The 15,094-nt window shown below is 68.2% G+C and carries 16 protein-coding genes; 13 read left to right on the top strand and 3 right to left on the bottom strand.

The genetic code is table 11. The features are described from left to right. Positions 1-16 precede the first annotated feature (16 nt). The 3 genes from GT355_RS07385 (at position 17) to GT355_RS07375 (ending at position 2,995) form a co-directional block, all read left to right on the top strand. Positions 17-676: an HAD family hydrolase gene (locus GT355_RS07385; RefSeq protein ID WP_160134074.1), complete on the top strand. Its 660-nt coding sequence runs from the start codon at positions 17-19 to the stop codon at positions 674-676. Between the two features lie 530 nt (positions 677-1,206). Further along, the gene (locus tag GT355_RS07380; RefSeq protein ID WP_160134073.1) at positions 1,207-2,142 is read left to right on the top strand and encodes an A24 family peptidase; all 936 of its coding nucleotides are present in this window, start codon (positions 1,207-1,209) and stop codon (positions 2,140-2,142) included. Positions 2,143-2,305: 163 nt separating this feature from the next. After that, positions 2,306-2,995: a DUF5828 family protein gene (locus GT355_RS07375; RefSeq protein WP_160134072.1), complete on the top strand. Its 690-nt coding sequence runs from the start codon at positions 2,306-2,308 to the stop codon at positions 2,993-2,995. Here GT355_RS07375 and GT355_RS07370 read toward each other — a convergent pair. Beyond that, entirely contained in the window at positions 2,992-4,380 is a 1,389-nt protein-coding gene (locus tag GT355_RS07370) for a hemolysin family protein (RefSeq protein WP_160134071.1), read from the bottom strand. The genes GT355_RS07375 and GT355_RS07370 overlap by 4 nt on opposite strands. An 88-nt stretch (positions 4,381-4,468) precedes the next feature. Here GT355_RS07370 and GT355_RS07365 point away from each other — a divergent pair, with 88 nt between their 5' ends. Genes GT355_RS07365 through GT355_RS07355 form a run of 3 tightly spaced genes read left to right on the top strand, consistent with a single transcriptional unit; the run spans position 4,469 to position 5,834 of the window. Then, entirely contained in the window at positions 4,469-4,741 is a 273-nt protein-coding gene (locus tag GT355_RS07365; protein ID WP_160134070.1) for a glutathione S-transferase N-terminal domain-containing protein, read from the top strand. Continuing rightward, a complete protein-coding gene (locus GT355_RS07360; RefSeq protein ID WP_160134069.1) occupies positions 4,741-5,247 on the top strand; it encodes a redoxin domain-containing protein in 507 nt (168 codons plus the stop codon). Before GT355_RS07365 ends, GT355_RS07360 begins: the two co-directional genes overlap by 1 nt. Then, complete coding sequence (locus tag GT355_RS07355) at positions 5,247-5,834, top strand: L-threonylcarbamoyladenylate synthase (protein ID WP_160134068.1); 588 nt, start codon at positions 5,247-5,249, stop codon at positions 5,832-5,834. The genes GT355_RS07360 and GT355_RS07355 overlap by 1 nt, the downstream gene beginning before the upstream one ends. On the opposite strand, the gene GT355_RS07350 is transcribed toward GT355_RS07355, so the two are convergent. After that, entirely contained in the window at positions 5,831-6,493 is a 663-nt protein-coding gene (locus GT355_RS07350; RefSeq protein WP_160134067.1) for a CRISPR-associated protein Cas4, read from the bottom strand. The genes GT355_RS07355 and GT355_RS07350 overlap by 4 nt on opposite strands. 123 nt (positions 6,494-6,616) lie before the next feature. On the opposite strand from GT355_RS07350, the gene hemC reads away from it, so the two are divergent. The 5 genes from hemC to GT355_RS07325 all read left to right on the top strand — a co-directional run bounded on the left by hemC (position 6,617) and on the right by GT355_RS07325 (position 12,035). Next, positions 6,617-7,747, top strand: a complete 1,131-nt coding sequence (hemC, locus tag GT355_RS07345) for a hydroxymethylbilane synthase (protein WP_160134066.1) — start codon at positions 6,617-6,619, stop codon at positions 7,745-7,747. Then, positions 7,744-8,484 (top strand): uroporphyrinogen-III C-methyltransferase, encoded by a 741-nt coding sequence (gene cobA, locus GT355_RS07340; protein ID WP_160134065.1) that lies wholly within the window; start codon positions 7,744-7,746, stop codon positions 8,482-8,484. The genes hemC and cobA overlap by 4 nt, the downstream gene beginning before the upstream one ends. Before the next feature lie 2 nt (positions 8,485-8,486). Then, positions 8,487-9,206, top strand: coding sequence for a uroporphyrinogen-III synthase (locus GT355_RS07335; protein WP_160134064.1), 720 nt, complete (start codon positions 8,487-8,489; stop codon positions 9,204-9,206). 372 nt (positions 9,207-9,578) lie between these two features. Next, complete coding sequence (locus GT355_RS07330; RefSeq protein WP_160134063.1) at positions 9,579-11,084, top strand: alpha-isopropylmalate synthase regulatory domain-containing protein; 1,506 nt, start codon at positions 9,579-9,581, stop codon at positions 11,082-11,084. 90 nt (positions 11,085-11,174) lie between these two features. Continuing rightward, a complete protein-coding gene (locus tag GT355_RS07325) occupies positions 11,175-12,035 on the top strand; it encodes a 3-hydroxyacyl-CoA dehydrogenase family protein (RefSeq protein WP_160134062.1) in 861 nt (286 codons plus the stop codon). A 25-nt stretch (positions 12,036-12,060) separates the two neighbouring features. On the opposite strand, the gene GT355_RS07320 is transcribed toward GT355_RS07325, so the two are convergent. Beyond that, complete coding sequence (locus GT355_RS07320; protein ID WP_160134061.1) at positions 12,061-13,062, bottom strand: TatD family hydrolase; 1,002 nt, start codon at positions 13,060-13,062, stop codon at positions 12,061-12,063. 118 nt (positions 13,063-13,180) lie between these two features. On the opposite strand from GT355_RS07320, the gene GT355_RS07315 reads away from it, so the two are divergent. Together GT355_RS07315 and GT355_RS07310 are read left to right on the top strand one after the other, a co-directional pair. Further along, a complete protein-coding gene (locus GT355_RS07315; protein WP_240145755.1) occupies positions 13,181-13,999 on the top strand; it encodes an alpha/beta fold hydrolase in 819 nt (272 codons plus the stop codon). A gap of 108 nt (positions 14,000-14,107) precedes the next feature. Continuing rightward, positions 14,108-15,064 (top strand): VOC family protein, encoded by a 957-nt coding sequence (locus GT355_RS07310; RefSeq protein WP_192927987.1) that lies wholly within the window; start codon positions 14,108-14,110, stop codon positions 15,062-15,064. The last annotated feature ends 30 nt before the right edge of the window (positions 15,065-15,094 follow it).

Raw genomic sequence — 15,094 nt, 5'->3', positions numbered from 1 at the left:
GTAGCTGGTCCCCTCGATGGACCCCACCGGGTACGACTTCTGGCTGTGCGACCTCGACGGCACGCTCGTCGACGTCGAACCGGGTTACGTCCGCCGGCTGCTCGACCGCGTCGGCGAGCGCCTCGACCGACCGTTCACCGATCAGGAGGCCGAGATCCTCTGGCACGGGCTCGCCGGCCAGCGAAACGCCCTGATACGGTCGTGGAACGTGGACGTCGAACGGTTCTGGGAGACCCTCCACGCCGTCGAGGACCCGACGGAGCGCGCCGCCGCGACCTACCTCCACGACGACGCCCGCGCGTTCCTCGATGCCCTCGATGTCCCCGTCGGGATCGTCACCCACTGCCAGCGCTACCTCACGGAGCCGGTCCTCGCCCAGCTCGACCTCGACGACCGCTTCGACACCGTGGTCTGCTGTACCGGCGACATCGGCTGGAAGCCCGACCCGGCACCCGTCGAACTCGCGATGGACGAGATGGGTGTCTCGGGTCGCGGCGCGTTCGTCGGCGACGGCGCACACGACGTCGGCGCGGCCTGGAACGCCGGCCTCGACGGGGTCCACCTCGAACGCCACGGCCACACCCGCCGTGGTCGCTGCGTGCGGGCGGATCACCGTCTCCGGGACCTCCACTTTTCACCGAGGAGCGGTTCGCCAATGGCGAACCCGACGAGGTAGAAACCTGTCTTCGTGAGCGCGGAGCGCGAACGAAGTCGTTCGAAACGCTTTCCGCGTTTCGCGATGCCGAAAACGCGAAGCGTTTTCGAGCAGCTCGGAAGACGCTTCGCGTCTTCCGGCGGACTAAAAAGGGCCGCTCGCTCGGCTCCGCCTCGCTCGCGGTGAACCACACTCGCTCCGCTCGTGTGGACGCTATCGCTTTCCGCGACCGCCTCCGCACCGCCGAAGCCCTCGCTCACTCCGGGCGCTCACGGATCGCTCCGCTCCCCGTTCGCGTCCGAGGTCCTCCTTTCAGTCGAACCTCCCCTCGCTCGCCCTTCATCCGCCAGGAGAACACCGCTCTCCTGAGCCTCGGCTCGCGCCTTCGGCGCTCGCCGAGACACCAGGAACCGCACCCGTCCGCACCGCGACCGCACCGCAGCACGGCCGACCGCCCCGCTACCGCCCGCCACGACGCGGCCGTCCCGTTCCCGCACCCGGGCCGGTTCGACTAGAGTAAAAGCTATGTGCTATCGCTCGTCCCGTCTACCGTGAACGGGGCTACCGACCTGCTCCGCCTGCTCTCGCTGCCGGTGCTGGCGTGGGCTGCCGCTCGCGACCTCCGGACCCGCCGCGTGCCGAACCGGACGTGGCTTCCCCTGGTAGCGTTCGGTGCCGTCCTGCTCACGTGGGACGCGTGGGACACCGCCGCCCCCGGGCTGTTCGCCCTTCGGGTGGCGGTCGGCGTCGGCGTGGTCGCGCCGCTCGGCTTCGCGTTCTGGTGGCTCGGCGCGTTCGGCGGCGCGGACGCGAAGGCGCTCGCGGCGGTCTGCGTGCTCTTTCCCCTCCCACCCGCCTATCTCCTCGGTACGACGACCCTCCCGCTCTCGCCGGTCAGCGGGGCCTTCTCGCTCTCGATACTCACCGACGCGGTGTTGCTCGCCGGCCTCGTCCCCCTCTTCCTGTTCGTCCGGAACGCGCTCGCGGGTCGGCTCTCGCTCGCGGGGTTCGTCGGCCGCCCCGTCGATTGGCGCGCGCTTCCCACGACCCACGGCCGGCTGCTCGCCCGCCCGAACGGGCTCGACGCCGGTCTCGACCTCGACGCCCTCCGGATGTACCTCGCGTGGCGCGGCGAGCGCCTCCGGGACCTCCGGGCCACGCCCGACCGCGCCCGCGACCCCGCGAGCCTCCCCGCCGAGCCCCATCCACCCGGCGACGGTGCCGTCGGACCCATCACGGACGGCGGACGGGCGGTCACCCACGCCGACCAGTGGGGGGCGGCGGCGTTCCTCGACGGTCTCGACGGCGACGCCTACGGCACCACGCCGGCCCGTCTTCGGGAAGCGCTCGATGCGGTCGTCGCCCGCGAGCGCCTCTGGGTGTCGCCGGGGATCCCCTTCCTGGTCGCGTTGTTCGCGGGGCTCTGTCTCGCGCTCGTCTACGGCGACCTGCTCTATACGGTCGTGGACGCGCTCGGTCTTCTGTGACCGGCGACCGCCACGGGAACGTTTAAACGGCGGCTTGACCTACGGCCCGCCGATGAAACGAACGCGTCGCACGGCGACCCCCGCCGGGGCGAGGCGGGGACGGGACGAACACGCGCCGGCCTCGCGGCCAGCAGTCGAGCCGCGGGCCCCTCACGGACTGTAGATGGAAGAGAGTATTTCGGGATTCAAGGAGCGGGGTGGATGGCACGACATCGTCGAGCACGGCGAGCGGATCACGAACGCGCTCGTGGAGTTCGGTGCCGGCGACGGCGAGGCCTTCACCGAGTGGGACGAGTGGCGACCGAAGAACCACGAGCGCCTCGACGAGGACGTCAACGAGAAGACCGCCGAGCAGGCGAGTATCGACGAAGGAGCGGGCGAGCGCGCCGGCAAGGACCCCAACGACGACCTCCGGAGCGCCGGCGAGATGCTCTCGGCGTCCGCCGCCAACATCGACGAACCGGACGAGGTCGCCGAGTCGGTCGTGGACTCGGTCGAGTACGTCGCGCGCGCGGCGGACTCGGTCGGGCGGAAGGCGATCCGCACCGTCGAGGACACGGTCTATCGCAATGTGATGACGCAGGTCGCCCCCTACTACTTCGACAACGAACTCGTGAGCGCGAACCTCCAGCGCACCGACGGCGCGCGCGACGGCGAGTACGCGGGCTACGTCTTCGAGGTCAACGTCAACGACGATGAACTCAAGGACGAGGTCTCGGAGCGCCTCGCGGAGTACGAGGACCGGGTCGACCGCTGGCACGTCACCACCGAGAAACGGACCGAGATGGCCGAGGCCGCCGAGGGTATCGAGGCCCCCGAACCCGAACAGGACACCGACTTCACGACCAACTAATCCTCGCCGACGTCGGCTTCGACCTGGTTGGCGTCCGCCTCGTCCATCTCCGATTCGGGTAGTCGATGGACACGCGCGGTGGTGATCCGGGTGTTCTCGACCGACTCGACGGTTATCTCGACTTCCTCGTACTCGATGGTCTCTCCTTCCTCGACCAGCCGGCCCGCCCGGTTGAAGATGAAGCCCGCGATGGTCTCGAACTCCTCGCCCTCCGGAAGTTCGATCCCGAGCGCGTCGTTAACGCCCTCGATGTTGACCTCGCCCGCCACGAGGACGGTGTCGTCGTCGATGCGCTCGATGGGTTCGCGTTCGCCGCCCTCCAGGATCTCGCCCACGATCTCCTCGATCATGTCCTCGACCGAGACGATCCCCTCGGTGGTGCCGAACTCGTCGATCACGATCGCGATCCGGAGGCGGTCGGCGCGCATCTCGCGCAGGAGCTCGTCGACGTTCTTCGACTCGGGGACGTGGAGCGTCGGCTCGATCAGGTCCCGGAGTTCGAGGTCGCGCGACTCGCCGTAGTTGTCCTCGCGAACCAGGTCGCGGATGTTCACGGTGCCGATGGCGTTGTCGAGGTCGCCCTCGTAGACCAGGATCCGGGCGTGACCGCTGTGGATACACGTCTCGATCGCCTCGTCCACGGTGGAGTCGGCGTCCACCGCGGTGACGTCGAGCCGGGGCGTCATCACCTCCTTCGCGATGGTGTTGTTGAACCGGAAGATCCGCTGGAGCATCTCGCGTTCGTCCTCCTCGATCACGCCCTCGCGCCCGCCGGTCTCGATCATACCCTGGATCTCGTCGCGGGTCACGTAGGAGGTCTCGATCGCCGTCCCGCCGCCGGTGATCCGGTTGATCTGCCGGGTGAGGTAATCGAACAACACCACGAGCGGGAGGAGGACGTACTGGGCGTACAACAGCGGGCGCGAGACCGTGAGCGCCCACGATTCGGGGTGCTCGACCGCGTAGGACTTCGGCGTGCTCTCGCCGAAGAGGAGCACGAGCGCGGTGATGCCGAACGTCGAGACCGCGACCGCCGCCCCCTGTGAGAGGTAGATCGCGAGCAACCCCGTCGAGATGGAGGTCATCGCGATGTTGACGAGGTTGTTCCCCACGAGGATCGTCACCAGGAGTCGATGGGGGTCGGACTTGAGGCGCTGCATCGTGTCCGCTCCCGGCTTTCCCTCCTCGACGACCGCCTCCACCCGGTGGGAGGCGAGCGAGAACATCGCGAGCTCGGACGACGAAAAGAAGGCCGAGAGCCCGATCAACACCACGATGACGACGACGCCGATCGCTGTGAACGTCGTCTCCGACATGGAGAACCCGAGGATATCGACTCGGACCGGAACGGGTGACACGGACGGCACGAACCGGGTGAAACTCATCAGTGTCGCGGAGTTATCCGGGCCGGGGATTAAACGTTCGCATGGCTGAGGCGAAGGGCTTAGGCGGGTCTCGTTCCAATTCGAAGCCATGAGTCAGCCGCAGGCGACCGACCCGATCACCCTCTATCGGCTCCAGGCGTGCCCGTTCTGCGAGCGCGTCGTCCGTCGACTCCAGGAGCTCGACGTCGCGTACGAATCGCGGTTCATCGAACCGCTCCACTCCGAGCGCACGGTCGTCAAACGCGTCAGCGGCAAGCGGACCGTCCCCGCGATCGACGACCCCAACACGGGCGTCACGATGTCCGAGAGCGCGAACATCGTCGAGTACCTCGACGGTACCTACGGCGAGGGAGCCGCCTGATGCCCGACTTCGACGTGGTCGACCTCGACCCCGCCGACAACCCCGAGGCGGGCGAGGCGGCCCCCGACTTCACCCGGCCGCTCGTCAACGCGGAGTTCTGGGAGGACGTCGCGCTCTCGGAACTCACCGACGAGGGACCACTCCTCCTGCTCTTCCACTCGATGGACGGTGCGTTCCCCGCGACCTACATCTGGAACGAGGTCCGGGACCGTGGCTGGACCGACGCGATCACCGTCGTCGGGCTCTCGATCTCTTCGCCCTACGAGCACAAACGGCTCCTCAAGGACCGTGACGTCGACGCGCGAGTGTTCTCGGACCCGCAGAACGGCGTCGCCGAGGAATACGGCATCGTCAACGACCTCGACGGGATGGCGGGGATCGAGGAACCACGTCCCGCGGCCTTCGTGATCGACGGCGAGCGCACGATCCAGTACGCCTGGGTCGCCGCGGAGTGGCCCGACTTCCCCGACTACGACGCGATCGAGGCCGCCATCGACGACGTCTGATGGACCCAGAGCGAGTCGAACGGGCGGCCGAGAGCGCCCGGAGCGGGGAGCTGGTGGTCTACCCGACCGAGACCGTCTACGGCCTCGGTGCGGACGCGCTCTCGGAACCGGCCGTCGAACGCGTCTTCGAGGCGAAGGGCCGACCGCGCGACGACCCCGTGTCGTTCGGGGTCGCGAGCGTCGAGCGCGCGACCGAATACACTCACCCGACCGATCGAGAGGTCGAATTCATGCGGGCGTTCCTCCCCGGTCCCGTCACCGTCGTGGTCGAGGCGGGCGGGGCGATCCCCGAGGCGCTGACCGGCGGGCGAGAGCGCGTCGGGATACGGATCCCGGACCATCCGGTCGCGCTCGACCTCCTTCGGGAAGCCGGCCCGCTGACCGCCACGAGCGCGAACCGGAGCGGAACCGGGAGTGCGCGAACGGTCGACGAGATCGACGACTCGGTTCGAACCGCGTGCGGCGCGGTGCTCGACGCCGGCGAACTCCCCGGTACCGAGAGCACCGTGGTCGACGTCTCGGCGGGGACGATCCACCGTCGCGGGGCGCTCGCCGACGAGATCGAGGCCTGGATCGAACGAAACTAACCGAACCCGAGCAGCGACCGGAGCGAGCGCGTCTTCACACCGCAGTCGCCGCGATACTCGCAGGACTCGCACTTCTCGGTATTGGCGAGACGCGGCGGCGGGCCGTCGATCGAGTCGAGCACGTGAACTGTGGCGCGGTAGGCGGCCTTCCGCCGGGTCGTGAGTCGGACCTCGCGGATCGTTCCGTAGGTCGGATACTCCACGAACGCACGCTCGATCGGGGTTTCGCGCTCCCACGCGAGGGCTTTCGCCGCCGCGACGGCGTGGACGGTTTGGGGATGCCAGACGCCGTCCTCCGGTGGACTCCCGGCCGAGACCAGCGACGGTACCGGGGGGTCGAGGTCGAGGACCTTGTGCGCGACCCCGCGACACTCCTTGCCGTCGAGGAACACGTCGCGCTCGGTGGGACGGCAGAGCTCGTCGAAGGCGTCGAAGCGGGCCTTCGCACAGGAGAGATTGGTCCGAAACTGGGTCGGCGTGACCGCTATCGGCTCGGTCGCCAGGTCCGCCTCGTCGAGCAGCTCCTCGTATCGGAAGGCGAGTTCGCGACGCGTCTCGACCTCGGGCGGCGGGTCGCGGTCGTCCTCCTGGCGACGATAGTAGCACTGCCGCGGACAGTACGCCGCGGTCCTGAGGTCGCTGAACGCGTGTTTCGACATACCACGGGTGGCCCCGGTATCCGATATAAATCCTCGTCCACGAGTCGGCCACCGGGGACGGCTCGCGGTGTGGCGACTGGCGTCTCTCGAAGGGGGTTTGAACCCCGACCCCCGAGTCGGGGTATGAACACACGCGAGGACACCGTTCGCCTGGCGACGCGGAGCTCGGACCTCGCGCTCCGGCAGGCGAGCACCGTCAAGGACCGACTCGAAACCCGCCGCCGCACGGTCGAGCTCGTCGAGATCGAGACGACCGGCGACCAGCTCCGCGACGACCTTATCCGCCGACTCGGGAAGACCGGTGCGTTCGCCCGCGCGCTCGACGAGGCGGTCCTCGACGGCGACTGCGACGCCGCGGTCCACTCGATGAAGGACGTCCCGACCGAGGACATGGAGGACCTCGTGGTCGCGGGGGTCCCCGAACGCGCCGCGCCGGGCGACCTGCTCGTCACGCCCGACGGAACGTCCTTTTCCGACCTCCCCGAGGGGGCCACCGTCGGGACCGCGAGCCTTCGACGGAAGGCCGAGCTCCTCGCCGCCCGGCCTGATCTCGACGTGCTCGGGGTTCGCGGCAACGTCGACACGCGGATCGAGAAACTCCTCGCGCCGCATCGCCAGCGCGAGCACGAACGACGGGTCGAGGCGGCCGAAGAGAGCGAGGGGAACGACGAGTCAGACGGCGACGACGGGAACGACGACCCGGTGGACTTCGAGCGCACGCCACAGGAGTGGTTCGAGGACCTGACCGAGATCGAACGTCGCTCGCTCGAACGCGAGGTCGAGGACGAGTTCGACGCGATCGTGCTGGCGGCGGCGGGGCTCGAACGGATCGGTCTCGACCGCCACGTCCACACGGAAGCACTTCCCCCCGAACAGTTCGTCCCGGCCCCCGGCCAGGGCGCGATCGCGGTGACGGCACGCGACGACGCGTTCGCGACGACGCTGAACGACGCGCTCGACCACCCACGAACCAGGGTCGAGACCACCGCCGAGCGAGTCGTACTGGAGGAACTCGGTGGCGGCTGTGTCGCGCCGATGGGGGCCTACGCGGTGCTCGAAGGCGGCTACGTCCACACCTCGGTTCGGGTACTCAGCGAGGACGGCACCGAGGAGGTGGCGGCGACGCGCGACCTCCCCGTCGAACGCCATCCCGAAGCCGCGCGCGACCTCGCGGCGGAACTCGCCGACGATGGCGCGGCCGAACTGATCGAACGCGCCCGCGACGCCGACGAGGAGGCGAAACGGGCGACATGACCGGCATCGTGCACCTCGTGGGGAGCGGCCCCGGCGACCCCGAACTCCTCACGATCAAGGCTCGCCGACTCATCGACGAGGCCGACGTGGTGCTCCACGACAAGCTCCCGGGCCCCGAGATCCTCTCGACCATCCCCGAGGGCAAACGCGAGGACGTCGGCAAGCGCGCGGGCGGCGAACGCACGAGCCAGGAGTACACCAACGACCGTCTCGTGGAACTCGCCCAGGAAGGGAACGAGGTCGTCCGACTGAAGGGCGGCGACCCATTCGTCTTCGGGCGCGGCGGCGAGGAGATGAGCCACCTCGCCGCGAACGGGGTCGATTTCGACGTCGTGCCCGGTATCTCCTCGGCCTTCGCGGGCCCCGAACTCGCCGGGATCCCCACGACCCACCGCGATCACGCCTCCTGTGTTTCCTTCGTGACGGGCCACGAGGACCCGACGAAGGACGAATCCGCGGTCGACTGGGGCGCGCTCGCCGCTACTGGTGGTACCATCGTCGTGCTGATGGGCGTCGGCAAACTCCCGGACTACACCGCCGCGCTCCGCGAGGCCGGGATGGATTCTCAAACGCCCGTCGCGCTGGTCGAGCGCGCGAGCCGACCCGAACAGCGGGTCGTCACCGGGACGCTCTCGACCATCACCGAGGTCGCCGCGGAGGCCGAAATCGAACCACCCGCCATCACCGTGATCGGTGGGGTCGTGGGCGAGCGCGAGACGCTCGCCACCCGCTCGTAACCATGAAGGTCGCCATCTTCCGACCCGACGACGACCGCCTCGCGCGGGCGGTCTCGCTGCTCGACTCGCTCGGGGTCGAGCCCGTTCCCGACCCGATGCTCGCGGTCGAGGCCACGGGAGCCGCCCCGCGCGAGGACAGTGAATTCACCGTCGTGACGAGCAAGACCGGTGTGGAGCTCGCTGCCGCGGCAGGGTGGCAACCCTCGGGAACGGTGTGCGCCATCGGCGACGCGACCGCCGCGGCGCTCCGCGCGGCGGGGTATCGAGTGGACCTGATTCCCGACGAGTTCTCGTCGGTCGGGCTCGTGGCGGCGCTCGAAGACCGGGTCGCAGGCCAGCGCTGCGAAGTCGCCCGGAGCAACCACGGCTCGCCGGTGCTCACGAACGGCCTCGAACGTGCCGGTGCGTACGTCCACGAGACGGTTCTCTACGAACTCGTCGTTCCTCCCGAGGCGGGTGAGTCGGCGACGCTCGCGGCGGCGGGCGAACTGGACGGCGCGGTGTTCACCTCCTCGTTGACGGTCGAGAACTTCCTCGCGGCGGCCGACGAACGCGGCGTTCGCGCGGCGGCGGTCGACGGGCTGGAGGACTGTGTGGTCGGCGCTATCGGCGAGCCGACCCGCGCGACCGCCGAGCGCGAGGGGGTCTCGGTGGACGTCGTGCCGGAGTCAGCGGATTTCGAGGTACTCGCTCGCTCTGTTGTTGCGCAGCTTTCTGAGTAGGTTCCCGGGATCGGCCTTTTTCTCGATTGTTCGTTTTTCCTTGGTTTCTGGGCTGACTGATTCGCTGTTGGCAAATCCCGTTCCAAACGAGAGACCGCTCCCGCCACCGCACCACCCCGCGCCACATCCTCCCCAGCCGATTCACTCCGCTCGGGCTCCGCCCTCGCGTCGTTCATCCCTCGCGCGAGTCGCACGCTCCGCGTGCTCCCGCGCGCCAACCGCAATACCGCAGACCGCCACCGTCCACCATCGAATTCGAAATTGTCTACGTTATCTCCTACCATGCTATCGAATCGCGCCCACAGCAACATCTGTCACAACACGCCGGTTTAAGTCGGTGCCGTGCGGCGGTGTGAATGGCTATCATGACCGGTGAACGTTTTATTCGGGGGCTCCCCCGAAACCACTCCGCTGTCCGATACTGACGCACAGTTTCTCGATACGACGCTTCGCGACGGGGAACAAGCCCCGGGCGTGTCGCTCTCGCCCGACCAGAAGGTCGAGATCGCACGCAAGCTCGATGCCACCGGGGTCTCGGTGATCGAAGCCGGGAGCGCCTGCACCGGCGCGGGCGAGCGCGAGACCATCTCGCGAGTCGCCCAGTCGAACCCCGACGCGCGGGTCACGAGCTTCTGCCGCGGCATCCGATCCGACATCGACCTCGCACTCGACTGCGGGGTCGACGGGGTCAACCTCGTGGTGCCCGCGAGCGAGCGCCACATCGAGCAAAAAGTCGGCACCACCCGTGGCGGGGTCGTCGAGACCACCGTCGAGCTCACCGAGTACGCCCGCGACCACGGCCTCTGGGTCGAGGTACTCGGCGAGGATGGGAGCCGCGCCGACACCGAGTTCCTCACGGAACTCATGGGTGAAGCCCTGAAAGCGGGCGCGGATAGGGTGTGCTACTGCGATACCGTTGGCTACGCGACCCCCGAGCGAACGATGGAGGCCGTCTCGGCGCTGGCCGAACTCGGCCCGACGAGCACCCACACCCACGACGACCTCGGGCTGGCGGTGACGAACGCGCTGGCCTCGCTCGCGGCGGGGGCCGACCTCGTCCACACGACGGTAAACGGCATCGGCGAACGTGCGGGCAACGTCGCGCTCGAAGAGGTCGCCATCGCGCTCGCGGAGGGCTACGACGTCGAGACGGTCGACACAACAGGGTTGTACGACCTCGCGCGAACCGTCGCGGACTTCACGGGGATCCCGCTCGCGCCCAACAAGGCCGTCGTCGGCGAGAACGCCTTCACCCACGAGTCGGGGATCCACACCGACGGCCAGCTGAAGGACGACGCGATGTACGAACCCTATCCGCCGGAAACCGTCGGTCGGGAACGACGGCTCGCGCTCGGCAAACACGCGGGTCGGGCGGGCGTCGAGGCCGCGCTCGCCGAACACCAGGTCGCGGTGAGCCCCGACGAACTCGCGGAGGTCACGGACCGCGTGACCGACCTCGGCGACACGGGCAAGCGCGTCACCGACGCCGACGTGCTCGCGCTCGCCGAAACCGTACAGGGTCGCGAGCGCGAGCGCCGGGTCGAACTCGAAGACCTCACGGCCGCGAGCGGCAACGGCACCCCCGCGGCCAGCGTCAAACTGGTGGTGGATGGCGAGGAGCGCACCGCCAGCGGCACCGGGAGTGGCCCGGTCGACGCGGCGGTCAAGGCCGTTCGGAGCGCGCTCGGTCCACGGGGCGACGCGACCCTCGATTCCTACCACGTCGACGCGATCACGGGTGGGACCGACGCGGTCGTCACGGTCGAGATCGAGATGACGCGCGACGACCAGTCAGTGTCGGTGGCGGCCAGCGACACCGACATCACGCGCGCGAGCGTCGCGGCGATGGTCGAGGCGTTCGACCGCCTGCTCGCCTGACCTCGCCACTCCACCATCGCGCCCCGTCCGCCACCGCCCCCTCCGCCGCCGCATCAGCAGGCTTACGACCGCACCGTCCCGACCCGACCCATGCGAGAGCTCGATTCGATCTCGACCGTGGGCGTCGTCGGTGCGGGCACGATGGGCAACGGCATCGCCCAGGTCGCGGCGATGGCCGGCTACGACGTGGTGATGCGTGACATCGAAACCGAGTTCGTCGACCGGGGCCTCGACGCCATCGAGAGCAGTCTCGACAGATTGGTCGGCAGCGAGAAACTCACCGACGAGGAAGCCGAGAGTGCCCGCGAGCGGGTCACGGGCACCACCGATCTCGACGCGCTCGCCGACTGCGACCTCGTGGTCGAGGCCGCCGTCGAGAATATGACCGTGAAACAGGACATCTTCGCGGACCTCGACGAGGTCGTGCCCGAGGACGTGGTGCTCGCGACCAACACGAGTACCCTTTCAGTGACATCCATCGCGAGCGCGACCGAGCGGCCCGACCTCGTCGTGGGGCTCCACTTCATGAACCCCGTGCCCGTGATGAAGGGCGTCGAGTTGGTCGTCGGCGAGCACACCGACGCGGCAGTGGTCGACCTCGCTCACGCGTTCGCCGAGGACTTGGGTAAAGAAACCTGGGAGTCCGACGACAAACCGGGCTTCGTCTCGAACCGGATCCTGATGCCGTGGATCAATGAGGGGATCAGAGCCTTCGACGAGGGTGTCGCCACGAAGGCCGACATCGACTGCGGGATGAAGCTCGGGACCAACGTCCCGATGGGGCCCCTCGAGTTGGCCGACCACATCGGGCTCGACATCTGCCTCGACGCGACGCAAACGCTCCACGACGAACTCGGCGACCGCTACACGCCCGCCTACCTCCTGAAACGCAAGGTCGAGGCGGGCGACCTGGGAAAGAAGACCGGTCGCGGGTTCTACGACTACGACTGAGGCTCGTGGCAGCTCCCGAGCGGGCTCAATCCGCGAGGCCGTAGACGCTCCGGGGGTTCTCGAAGACGACCTGTCGGATGTCGTCGATATCGATCCCGAGGCGGTAGAGTTCGAGGATCGTCCGTTTGACCGAGAAGACGTCCGTGTCGAGCACGTTCGCACAGTCCGTCTCGACGAGCACCCGATCGGGGCCGTACGCCTCGATGGCCGCGGCGACGTCGGCGGCCGAGACGCCCGTCAGCCACTCGTAGCCGACGGTGAAGCTCGCATAGCAGTCCGTCTCGCCGAGCAGGTAGTCGACGTTGTTGGGGTCGGCGTGGGAGGCGACGATCCGCTCCTCCGCGAGCCCCGCCTCCCGCGCGGCGTCGACGTCGATCTCGACGGCTTCGAGCGCGGGGTTTTCGCCGGTGAGCACCGGCTCCTCGGCGAGTTCGGTGTTCAGCTCGAACCCCGGTAGCCCGACACCCGGTCGGTAGTCCGGTCCCTCGCCGGTCGCGTTCGGGGTGTGGAGGATCACCGGCAGGTCGTGTTCGTCCGCGAGCTCCATCTGGGCCTGCACGAGCTCGAACTGGGCGTCGAGATCCCACGACTCGACGTGTTGGGCCGGGGTGATCCCCGTCTCACCGACGGCGACGACCTCGTCGAGCCCGCAGTAGTCGGCCATCGAGCCGACGAGGTCGGCCGGGTTCTCGATCCGGACGCCCGTGTGCGCCCCGAGCGCGAGCCCGGCCTCGAAGAAGTGGTTACGTTCGATCGCCCGCCGACGGTTGATCGCGTCGTCCCAGAGGTATCGGACGTCCGCGGCGGTCACGGGTTTGTACGGCGTCCAGTGATAGCCCGACGCGACCATCACCATCGCGCGACAGCCGGCCAGCGAGTAGCGCTCGCGGTCCGCCCACGAGAGGGTCTGGGCGTGGGTGTGGCTGTCGATCCACGGGAGGTTGAGGAGTTCCGTCGGGAGGTCGAACTCGTCCGCCGGGAGGTGTGTCGCGTCCGTCGGGCGCTGAGTCGGATACGGCGGTGCCATGGTCGAGACTGGCTCGGCGGGAGTTTATACCTTCAGTCCACAGCAGCGCGCTCGCTCGGTCTCTCGGGTCGACGACGGCACGAAGAATCAAATGACTCGGTACCGTCTCTCGACCGTCATGCGATCACGGACGGTTCGCGGCGGCGATGGCGTGGAGCTCTACGTCGAGGAGACGGGACCCGCGGACGGACCGACTGTCCTGTTCCTCCACGGCTACTCCCAGAGCCGGCTGTCGTGGACGAAGCAGTTCGAGTCGCCCCTCGCCGACGAGTTCCGCCTCGTGCGGGTGGACAACCGGGGTCACGGCCGCTCGGAGACCCCTCGTGAGAAGCGCGCCTACACCGACTCGTCGCTCTGGGCGGCGGACGTACAGGCCGTCGTCGAGACCCTCGACGAGGTGGTCATCGTGGCGTGGTCGTACGGTTGTCTGGTCGCCCTCGACTACCTCCGCGCGTACGGAACCGACGATATTCGAGGGGTGAACTTCGTCGGCGTCGTCTCCGGGATGGGCACCGACGCCGCGACCGAACTGCTCGGTTCGGCCTATCTCGAACTGTTCCCCGCCATCACCTCAGAGGACGCCGAGGAGAGCGTGCGGACGCTCGAACGGTTCGTCGAGCGCTCCGTCGTGGGCGACCTCGATCCGGTCGAGCGCTACTTCGTCCTCGGCTACAACGTCGTCGTCCCGCCGTTCGTCCGCGACGGGATGCGCTCACGAACCCTCTCACACCGGGAGACGGTCGCCGAACTCGACGTTCCCCTGCTGTTCACCCACGGCGCGGAGGACCGGATCGTCGAACCGAGGGCGGTCGAAGTCACCGCAGCGCTCGCCTCGGACGCGCGAACCTCGCTCTATCCGGCCGTCGGCCACACGCCGTTCCGGGAGGCTCCTGAACGATTCAACGAGGAGCTTCGCGAGTTCGTTCGTGGGATGTGAGCCGGTGGTCCCGCTACCCGCATCGACCGGCGACTGACCGCCCTGCAAAGTCTTCTGTAAACAACAATTACATTTAGGGCCCCGTCGTATGTGGTGCCGGACCACACCATGCCGAACATAGACGGAATCCACCACGTCACCGCGTTCTGTGACGACCCCCAGGAGAACTACGACTTCTTCACGAACGTGCTGGGCCTCCGCTTCGTCAAGCGCACGGTCAGATTCGACGTCCCGGAGAAGATCTACCACCTCTACTACGGCGACGAGGTGGGCACCCCCGGTTCGATCGTGACCTACTTCCCGATGACCAACATGCCGATGGAGCAGGGCGTGGTCGGGAAGGGGAAGCTCCGGTCGGTCGGGCTGACCATCCCGGAGGGGTCGGTCGAGTACTGGCAGGGCCGCTTCGAGGACCACGAGGTCACCTACACGATGGACGAACGCTTCGGCGAGACCGCCATCGAGTTCACCGACCCCGACGGCTTACCCTTCGAACTCGTGACCGGCGAGTCCGATATCGAACCCTGGACCGAGGGCAACGACGTGCCCGCCGAGCACGCCATCCGCGGGATGTTCAACACGACCATCCACTCGGCCGACCCCGCCGGCACGATGGACGTCCTCGAAGTGATGGGCTGGGATCGGATCGGCGAGGCTACCCACCCACAGCGTGGCGACCGCATCCGATATCGAGCGCCGGGGGACGCGCCGTGTGCCGACAAAGTCGACGTGCTGATCCGCCCGAACGCGCCCGACGGCGTGATGGGGATCGGGACCTACCTCCACGTCGCCTTCCAGGTGGAGAACACTTGGGAACAGGACGCGGTGAGCGACCTGCTTCGCGAGAACGGCTACATCACCACGTCGCGCAAGGACCGCGACTACTTCCACTCGCGCTATATCACCGAACCGGGCGGCTCGGTCTTCGAGTACGCGACGATGGGGCCCGGCTTCGAGATCGACCAGGACCCCGCGGAGTACGGCGACCAGCTCAAGGTGCCCGACTGGCTCGACGTCGACATCGAGCGCATCGAGGGGATGCTCCCGCCGCTCGAAACCAACTGACCGGCCACGTCCCCGGAACCGGTCCACGCC

The sequence above is a fragment of the Halococcus salsus genome (genome assembly GCF_009900715.1).
GTDB lineage: Archaea > Halobacteriota > Halobacteria > Halobacteriales > Halococcaceae > Halococcus > Halococcus salsus.
The sequence above is the reverse complement of the archived record's forward strand: the minus strand, read 5'-3'. Positions and strand labels throughout refer to the sequence as shown.

Excerpts from the sequence above, each read along its gene's own strand:
- GT355_RS07385 (WP_160134074.1), top strand. The coding sequence starts at position 17 with ATGGACCCCACCGGGTACGACTTCTGGCTGTGCGACCTCGACGGCACG.
- GT355_RS07375 (WP_160134072.1), top strand. The coding sequence starts at position 2,306 with ATGGAAGAGAGTATTTCGGGATTCAAGGAGCGGGGTGGATGGCACGAC.
- GT355_RS07370 (WP_160134071.1), bottom strand. The coding sequence starts at position 4,380 with ATGAGTTTCACCCGGTTCGTGCCGTCCGTGTCACCCGTTCCGGTCCGA.
- GT355_RS07365 (WP_160134070.1), top strand. The coding sequence starts at position 4,469 with ATGAGTCAGCCGCAGGCGACCGACCCGATCACCCTCTATCGGCTCCAG.
- GT355_RS07360 (WP_160134069.1), top strand. The coding sequence starts at position 4,741 with ATGCCCGACTTCGACGTGGTCGACCTCGACCCCGCCGACAACCCCGAG.
- GT355_RS07355 (WP_160134068.1), top strand. The coding sequence starts at position 5,247 with ATGGACCCAGAGCGAGTCGAACGGGCGGCCGAGAGCGCCCGGAGCGGG.
- GT355_RS07350 (WP_160134067.1), bottom strand. The coding sequence starts at position 6,493 with ATGTCGAAACACGCGTTCAGCGACCTCAGGACCGCGGCGTACTGTCCG.
- hemC (WP_160134066.1), top strand. The coding sequence starts at position 6,617 with ATGAACACACGCGAGGACACCGTTCGCCTGGCGACGCGGAGCTCGGAC.
- cobA (WP_160134065.1), top strand. The coding sequence starts at position 7,744 with ATGACCGGCATCGTGCACCTCGTGGGGAGCGGCCCCGGCGACCCCGAA.
- GT355_RS07335 (WP_160134064.1), top strand. The coding sequence starts at position 8,487 with ATGAAGGTCGCCATCTTCCGACCCGACGACGACCGCCTCGCGCGGGCG.
- GT355_RS07325 (WP_160134062.1), top strand. The coding sequence starts at position 11,175 with ATGCGAGAGCTCGATTCGATCTCGACCGTGGGCGTCGTCGGTGCGGGC.
- GT355_RS07320 (WP_160134061.1), bottom strand. The coding sequence starts at position 13,062 with ATGGCACCGCCGTATCCGACTCAGCGCCCGACGGACGCGACACACCTC.
- GT355_RS07315 (WP_240145755.1), top strand. The coding sequence starts at position 13,181 with ATGCGATCACGGACGGTTCGCGGCGGCGATGGCGTGGAGCTCTACGTC.
- GT355_RS07310 (WP_192927987.1), top strand. The coding sequence starts at position 14,108 with ATGCCGAACATAGACGGAATCCACCACGTCACCGCGTTCTGTGACGAC.